The organism is Subdoligranulum sp. APC924/74 (genome assembly GCF_003324125.1).
GTDB classification, from domain to species: domain Bacteria; phylum Bacillota; class Clostridia; order Oscillospirales; family Ruminococcaceae; genus Gemmiger; species Gemmiger qucibialis.
In genome coordinates, this window is sequence record NZ_PSQF01000108.1 from 1 (window position 1) to 7,760 (window position 7,760).

Here is a 7,760-nt window from a genome sequence, read left to right on the forward strand (position 1 = left end):
GGAGCGGCCGACGAGGCTCGAACTCGCTACCTCCACCTTGGCAAGGTGGCGCTCTACCAGATGAGCTACGGCCGCATGGTGGAGAGTTTGGTTTTGTCGCGCTCTCTCCGGGCGACGAATGCTATTATATGGCATTCGATGTAAAAAGTCAAGCTTTTTTCGCCTATTTTTTCAAAAAGTCATACGTTTACTGCTTTTCTACGGTGTCCGGCCAGTTTTTCAGCAGGTCATTCAGGTCTACTTTGTACTGTTTGCCGCAAAACTGGCAGTTGACCTCGGCAATGGGGTCTTCATCGCGCAGTTTCTCCACCTCTTTTTTGCCAAGGCTGCGGATGGTGCGCTCCACGCGGTCCAGGCTGCAATCACAGCAATAGTCAATGCGGGTGGAATCCAGCAGTTCGGGGTTAAAGCCGTCCAGCGCCATATTCAGGATATCGGGAATACTTTTACCCTGCTGCAGCAGGGTAGTAATGCCGGGCATTGCGCCGATATTCTTTTCCAGGCGGGTGATCTCATCCTCGGTTGCGCCGGGCATGAGCTGCACGATAAAACCGCCCGCGCACTGCACCGTCAGATCCGGGTTGACCAGAACGCCCAGCGCGCAGACCGTTGGTGTCTGCTCACTGATGGCAAAATAGTTGGTGATATCCTCGGCAATCTCACCGGAAACCAGCGGCACCTGGCCGATATAGGGTTCCCGCATACCAAGGTCGCGGATCACATCCAGCGTGCCATCCTTACCCACGGCAGCGCCGACGTTCAGGTGGCCGTCCGCGCGCGGGGGCAGCTCCACGATAGAGTTTTCGACATAGCCTTTTACATCGCCCGCGCCGTTGGAAACGGCCAGAATACGGCCCGCCGGGCCGCCGCCCTTGATCTGTACGGTGACAGAATCAGAATCCGATTTGAGCATCTGGCCCATCATGGCAACACCGGTCAGCAGGCGGCCCAGGGCTGCGGTGGTAACGGCGCTGGTTTTGTGCAGCTGCTCCATTCGGCGCACAATGGCGGTGGAATCAATGCCATAGAACAGGATGCCGCCGTTTTCCGAAATGCCGCGCAGCAGGTTGCTGCTGTTTTCATTTTTTGTTTCACACATAGAATCAATGACCTCCCGAAGCAGGGGTGCGGCGGTTAGGCCGGGTTGCCGTCTGCTTCCTGTGTATACTGCTTGACTGCCGTGATGATCCAGCGCTGGCTGTCCGGCCGGACAGGGCCAAAGCTTTCGCCATCGGCAATTTTGACCGGGTCAAAGCCGTATCTGGTTAGCAGCGCTTTGACGGTATCAAGCGGGTAGCTGTATTCCGAGAAAGATTCATGGAAGTCTTCCCCGGTATCTTTATAGTGGATATCAATGCTGAGGTCCACGCGACCTGTCTGTGGGTCATAGCGGTTGCTCCAGCGGCAGGCGGCGTCATCCTCATCAAAATCAAAAGTCTGGCCGGAAAGCACTTTTTCATGCTTATAGGGTGTGTTCAGGTCAAACACAAAAACGCCGTCTTTTTCCATAAAGAACGCGGCTTTTGCGATGGCCTTTTCAAAGTTTTCCAGCGGACCGATGTGGTTATAGGTATCGAAAGTGGAAACCGCGGCGCGGATGGTTCCGTACAGGTCCAACTGCAAAAGGTCCTGGCACAGCAGCATGGGGTTGGTCAGCGGCAGGCCAAGGGCATCGGCTTTGTCCCGCAGGACGCTGAGCATCTCTTCCGAAACGTCAATGCCGATCATATCGTACCCAGCCTGGGCCAGCATCAGGGTCAGCTCGCCGGTGCCGCAGCCGAAATCTGCCACAATGCCATCCTGGATGCCGTGGGCTTTCAGCTCCCCGGTCACATAGGCGAACAGCGCATCATAATCAGCTGCGCCGTTGAACTCGTCATAAAAATAGGCAAATTCCTGATACGCCATGGTTTAGGCCTCCGGTGCCAGGCAGGCATCCAGATACTGGCGCAGTTCTTCGACCCCGGTCCCCTTTTCGGCGCTGGTCAAAAACACCTGCTTGCAGCCATAGGGGGCGCAGGTGATGCGGAACTCTTCCAGCTGGGCGGTCATCTCAGATTTTTTGAGCTTATCCGCCTTGGTCAGCGCCACAACAAAGGGAATCCGGTGGAAGTGCAGGTATTCCATCATCTGCACATCGTCCGCGCTGGGGGCATGGCGGCTGTCCAGCAGCTGCACCAGCACATTCAGCGCGCGGTCCGCTTCAAAATAGCTGTTGATCAGCTCGTCCCAGCGCTCACGATCCGCATTGGACACCTTGGCGTAACCATAGCCGGGCAGGTCCACAAAATAGGCGGTATCCACACGGTAAAAGTTGATGGTTGCCGTTTTGCCCGGCGTTGCGCTGACGCGCGCCAGATTTTTGCGGTTGCACAGCCTGTTGATCAGGCTGGATTTGCCCACGTTGGAACGGCCGGAAAAGACAAATTCCGGGCGGTCGCTTTCCGGCAGCTGGCTGGAAAGGCCATAGGATGCCTGAAATTCACTGCGATTATAATTCATAAATACAACTCCCTTTTCCGGCTTTTCCGCGTTGGTCACATCACGGCAGCAGGTTCCTTGGCGGTGCTCTGCTCGGTTGCGATCAGCTGGGTAGCCTGCGGCATGGTGCGTTTGTGGGCAGCGGATGCTGCGGGCAGGATGAGTGCATGTTTGAGCACCTGAGAAAGGTCACTGACGGGGATGAACTTGACGGCCTTTTTGACCTCCTCATCCACCTCGTACAGGTCGGGCTTGTTGGCTTCAGGGATGAGCACGGTGGAAATGCCCTCGCGGAAGGCTGCCATGCTCTTTTCTTTCAGGCCGCCGATGGGCAGAACATTGCCGTGCAGGGTGATTTCGCCCGTCATGGCAAGGTTGTGGCGAACCGGAATCTCGGACAACGCAGAAATCAGCGCGGTGGTCAGGGTGACACCGGCGGAGGGGCCATCCTTGGGTACAGCGCCTTCGGGGGCATGGATATGGATATCGGTGTTCTTGAACTTATCCGGCGCAATGTGGTAGGTTTCGGCATGCACGCGGGCATAGGTCAATGCCAGGTGAGCGCTCTCTTTCATTACATCGCCCAGGCTGCCGGTGATCTCCACCTTGCCGGATCCGTTGGGGATGATGGAAACTTCGATGGGAAGCATCTCTCCGCCCACGCTGGTCCAGGCCAGGCCGTTGGCAATGCCAACAGCATCGGTGCGGGAAATAAAGGTCGGCTTGACCTTTTCGGGACCGAGCATTGCTTTGACCATGGCAGGGGTAACATTGATCTTATCTTTTTCCCCTGCGGCGATCTTTTGAGCGCACTTGCGCAGCACGGCGGTGATGGTGCGCTCCAGAGTACGCACGCCGGCTTCGCGGGTGTAGCCGTCAATGATCTCATACAGCGCCGCCGGGGCCATGGTAACGCGGGATTCCAGGCCGTTATTTTTGAGCTGTTTGGGCAGCAGATGGCGGCGGGCGATGTTGAACTTTTCCACGCGGGTATAGCTGGGCAGTTCAATCACATCCATACGGTCATACAGCGGGCCGGGAATGTGGGAAGCATCGTTGGCGGTGGTAATGAACAGCACGTTGCTGAGGTCAAACGGGATATCAAGATAGTTATCCTTAAAAGTCTTGTTCTGTTCAGGGTCCAGCACTTCCAGCAGGGCGCTGGAAGGATCGCCGCGGTAGTCCCCTGCCAGCTTGTCGATCTCATCCAGCAGGATGACCGGGTTGGAGGACTTGGCGGTATTGATGGCGCTGATGATGCGGCCGGGCATTGCGCCGATGTATGTACGGCGGTGGCCGCGGATCTCGGCTTCGTCATGCACGCCGCCAAGGCTCATGCGGGCAAAGTTGCGGTCCATGCAGGCGGCAACGGAGCGCGCAATGGAGGTTTTGCCGACACCCGGAGGGCCGACCAGGCAGATGATCTGGCCCTTGACATCCGTATTGAGCTGGCGGACGGCCAGAATTTCCAGAATGCGCTCCTTGACCTTTTCCAGACCATAGTGGTCATGGTCCAGCACCTTGCGGGCATGGGCCTGGTTCAGATCATCCTTGGTAAAGGTGTGCCAGGGCAGGCCGATGACGGTATCCAGATAGCTGCGAATCACGCTGATCTCAGCCTGGTTGCCGGCCATTTTGCCAAGGCGCTCGCATTCTTTCAGCAGCTTTTCCTCGCTGGCGGCATCCAGGTGCAGGTCCTGAATCTTCTGGGCATACTTTTCCGCTTCGGCACGGGTATCTTCGGCATCGCCCAGTTCTTCGCTGATGATGTGCATCTGTTCCCGCAGGTAGTAATCGCGCTGGTTTTTATCCATCTGGACGTTCACTTTATCGTCCAGTTCTTTCTCAATGGCCAGCACTTCACATTCCTGGCGCATCACAAGCAGGAGCTTTTCCAACCGGCTGGGGATGGAATTTTCCTGCAGAATGGTCTGCTTGTCCTCATATTTCAGCAGCAGGTTGGCCGGCATATATTCGCTCAGGTAGAGCGGATTATCCGAGGAGACGATGTTATACACCACATCCTTGGAGATTTGCGGGCTGTAGGAGAGATACTCCTCAAAGCACTCTTTCAGGCTGCGAACCAACGCCTCGGTCTGGGTGCGCTTATCTGGTGCCACACCGCGCACGGGAGCGGGGCGGACATCAGCCTGCAGGTATTTGCCACTGGCATCCAAGTCCAGCAGTTTAGCACGGGACTTTCCTTCTACCAGTACCTTGACCAGATCTTCGGATACACGCAGCACCTGCTTAATTTCCGAAATGACGCCATAGGCATACAGATCCTGGGCAGTGGGCTCCTCGGTCTCCATATCCTTTTGTGCAATCAGAAAAATATTGCTGTTGGCGTGCATGGCAGCCTCGATGGCGGCAATGGACTTCTGGCGGCCCACCTCAAAGTGGACCACATTATTGGGGAACACCACCAGCCCGCGCAGTGCAACCACCGGCAGGTGCATGGCGTTATGGGCCACACGAACCCTTACTTTTGCTTCTGACATATCTTTCCCTCCCCGGGCCAGCTGGCCGCGGATTTTATTTCAAGTACGGCAATCAGCGCTTTGTTCTGGCGCGTTTGCCATGGTTTTATTTTGCTTTTGCCTGCATCGGGCATTCGTACAGCCCACGGATGACCGCGCTGCCGCAGGCAGGCCGCGGCAGCAGCACATTCAACGCAGATGGCAGAACTTCCGCTTTCAACTCCATCACCGGGGCACACTCGCCATCAATTGTGGCAATGATGGGGCGGTTGTCCAGCACCTGCATTTCCACGCTGCGGGCACGGTAAAAGGTCATAAAGCTGCGGAACTCCGGCACGATGGTATCGGCATCCTGCATGTGCCGCCCGGCTTTGTATTTGGCCAAAATTCCCGCAACCTGAATGCGGGAGATGGGTTTGACCAGCACAATATCAAGCAGGCCGTCATCCATGGCTGCATAGGGCGCAGCCTGATAACCGCCGCCGTAATAGCCGCCATTACAGATGGCCGCCATCATATAAGTACCGGTATACTCTTTGCCGTCGATCGCAACGCGCAGCTTGTGGCCGAAGCGGCTGAGCATAGCCTGTAGAATCGAGAGCGTATAGGCTGCTGTTCCCCCGCATCCCGGCAGCCGCCGGAATTTTGGGATGCCATATGCCACCTGAGCGTCCAGCCCGGCGGCGCAGATATCGATTCCGATACCAAGGGATGTTTGCAGCAGGTCCACCCGGCAGGGCTGTGCCTGCAGCTGGGCGGCAAAATCTAAAAAAGGCGCTTGACCCGCCGCGCCGAAGTTGCGCACATAGTCGTTCCCGCTGCCGCAGGGCACACAGCCGACCGCTACACTCGCGCTGCCTGCCGCGCCCTGAACCAGCTCGTTCAGCGTTCCATCTCCACCGCAGGCATACAGCGCCACCGGGGTACCGGATGCCGCATACCGGCGGGCTGCTTCGCGAGCCTGACCGGCATACTGTGTGACAACAATTTGAGGCTGGGGCAGCTGGAGCTGGCGGGCCGCCGCCTGGATCCGGGGCACAAGCTCTGCGCTTGCATCCCGTTTTCCTGCAACGGGGTTGATGAAAAATACCTGTTCCACCGCGGTGCTCCTTCTGCCCAATCGGAACCGCTTTGCCCTTCACGGGGGTAGCAGCTCTTATTTCTGGCTCCAAAAATACAGAATATATTGTATCTGGTTTGGCTGTAAATAGCAAGTGCTTACTACAAGATGTTACAATTTGTGCGGATAAAATTCACAAGATGTTCGATTTTGTCCGATTTGTCCGCTCCATTTTTGCCTGCTGTTATTCGCGCGGGCGGGCCAGGGCATCGCGGCGGAACGCCTGCATGGCGGCTTCGTCCTCAAAGCTGGCAATGTACAGCTGGTCCCCCATTTCGCGGGCCAGAACTTCCGGCAGGCGCGGAGCCGCGTTCAGGCAGGAGCGGTACTTTTTCAGCAGCTCCTCATGCGGCATGCGGTAGCGCAGTTCATCGTGGCGGCCCGCACAGCAGCAGTAGCGGTGGTAACGCGCCAGCGGATGGTGCGCAGCGCCGAATGCCACCATATCGGCCCAAATCTGGTACAGGTCCAGCCCGCCGGCATAGTTGAGCATATCCACCGTATAGCCGCCAGCCGGGCGCATGTTGACTTCCAGCCCCAGGATATCCCCCGCATTGCCCAGACTGGGCTTGGCGGTTTTCAGGCGGAAGAATTCCAGATGGAAAAAGCGGCTTTTGGCATCAAAGGCTTTCAAGGCAGCTTCGCCCATTTTGCGCAGTTCGGGGCTGATTTCCGGTGCAACATAGTACCACATCGGCTTTTTGCCATGGGCAATCTCCATGATGCTGTCCGGCGTAACATGGCTGGCGGCATAGATCGGCTCGGCATTGGCATCGGCCACGCCGTCAAAGGTCACGATCTCACCATCCACAAATTCTTCCAGGATATAGTTGGCCGCATTGGGGCCCTCCTGCTGGAAAAATCTGTTCAACTCGGTTTTATTCTTGAACTTATGGGTGCCGTTTGCCCCCACGCCGTTATCTGGCTTGGCAATGACGGGCCAGCCGACAGTTTTGGCGAAAGCCTGGGCCTCCGTTACATCTGCCGTCACACACCAGCGGGCGGTGGGGATACCGGCTTTCTGGTAGTAGGTTTTCATCACGGATTTGCGCTTAAACTTTTCGATCTCAGCGGATTTAATACCGGTGGTGATATTAAAATCTGTCCGCAGGCGGGCATCCTGTTCCAGCCAATATTCATTGTTGCTTTCTACCCAGTCGATCTTGCCATACTTGAAAGTGAAAAAGCCCATGGCGCGCAGCATTTCATCATAGTTTTCCATGTTGTCCACACGGTAATACTCGGTCAGTGCGCTTTTGAGCAGGGCGGGCAGCGTTTCGTAAGGGGCATCGCCAATGCCAAGCACATTTACGCCATTGGCACGCAGGCGGTCACAAAAATTCCAGTAATTTTCCGGGAAATGCGGTGAAATAAAAACAAAATTCATTTTTCCTGTACCCCTTTTCCGGCCACCGCAGCGGCATGAAACTTTATTATTTTGTATAATTTTACATTATATCCACTGTTGCGGCGGGATGCAAGGTGTTTTTCGCCCACGGTGGATTGCTGCCATGCCCGGCATGGGGCAGAAATGGCATGGTTTGCGTTGATATTTTACTGCGTGTATATTATAATAAAGTTGTTTTATTGTTTGATATTTAGGGCAACACCGCACAATTCCCGCCTTGCGGCTTAAGCACCGCTCCGGCAGCTGCGGCACGGCATCTGCGTTGCCAAAA

General features: G+C 56.1%; 7 protein-coding genes and 1 tRNA gene. All 8 read right to left on the minus strand.

Annotated elements, in window-relative coordinates; genetic code table 11:
• Nucleotides 1-2 precede the first annotated feature (2 nt).
• Nucleotides 3-75: transfer RNA gene (locus C4885_RS14420), tRNA-Gly, on the minus strand.
• 112 nt (nucleotides 76-187) lie between these two features.
• The gene (gene hslO, locus C4885_RS14425) at nucleotides 188-1,099 is read right to left on the minus strand and encodes an Hsp33 family molecular chaperone HslO (RefSeq protein ID WP_114001001.1); all 912 of its coding nucleotides are present in this window, start codon (nucleotides 1,097-1,099) and stop codon (nucleotides 188-190) included.
• Between the two features lie 35 nt (nucleotides 1,100-1,134).
• Entirely contained in the window at nucleotides 1,135-1,908 is a 774-nt protein-coding gene (locus C4885_RS14430; RefSeq protein WP_114001002.1) for a class I SAM-dependent methyltransferase, read from the minus strand.
• A gap of 3 nt (nucleotides 1,909-1,911) precedes the next feature.
• The gene (gene yihA, locus C4885_RS14435; protein WP_114001006.1) at nucleotides 1,912-2,502 is read right to left on the minus strand and encodes a ribosome biogenesis GTP-binding protein YihA/YsxC; all 591 of its coding nucleotides are present in this window, start codon (nucleotides 2,500-2,502) and stop codon (nucleotides 1,912-1,914) included.
• Nucleotides 2,503-2,537: 35 nt separating this feature from the next.
• A complete protein-coding gene (lon, locus tag C4885_RS14440; protein ID WP_114001003.1) occupies nucleotides 2,538-4,982 on the minus strand; it encodes an endopeptidase La in 2,445 nt (814 codons plus the stop codon).
• 85 nt (nucleotides 4,983-5,067) lie between these two features.
• The gene (locus C4885_RS14445; protein ID WP_158538918.1) at nucleotides 5,068-6,060 is read right to left on the minus strand and encodes a diacylglycerol kinase family protein; all 993 of its coding nucleotides are present in this window, start codon (nucleotides 6,058-6,060) and stop codon (nucleotides 5,068-5,070) included.
• A gap of 205 nt (nucleotides 6,061-6,265) precedes the next feature.
• Nucleotides 6,266-7,468, minus strand: a complete 1,203-nt coding sequence (locus tag C4885_RS14450) for an acetyl-CoA carboxylase biotin carboxylase subunit family protein (protein ID WP_114001005.1) — start codon at nucleotides 7,466-7,468, stop codon at nucleotides 6,266-6,268.
• 66 nt (nucleotides 7,469-7,534) lie between these two features.
• Nucleotides 7,535-7,760, minus strand: a 226-nt coding sequence (locus C4885_RS16810; protein ID WP_207657601.1) for a hypothetical protein, incomplete at its 5' end; no start/stop codon positions are given.

Bases quoted from the DNA above. Each gene is read 5' to 3' on its own strand.
- C4885_RS14450 (WP_114001005.1), bottom strand. From the start codon at position 7,468: ATGAATTTTGTTTTTATTTCACCGCATTTCCCGGAAAATTACTGGAAT.
- lon (WP_114001003.1), bottom strand. From the start codon at position 4,982: ATGTCAGAAGCAAAAGTAAGGGTTCGTGTGGCCCATAACGCCATGCAC.
- C4885_RS14430 (WP_114001002.1), bottom strand. From the start codon at position 1,908: ATGGCGTATCAGGAATTTGCCTATTTTTATGACGAGTTCAACGGCGCA.
- yihA (WP_114001006.1), bottom strand. From the start codon at position 2,502: ATGAATTATAATCGCAGTGAATTTCAGGCATCCTATGGCCTTTCCAGC.
- hslO (WP_114001001.1), bottom strand. From the start codon at position 1,099: ATGTGTGAAACAAAAAATGAAAACAGCAGCAACCTGCTGCGCGGCATT.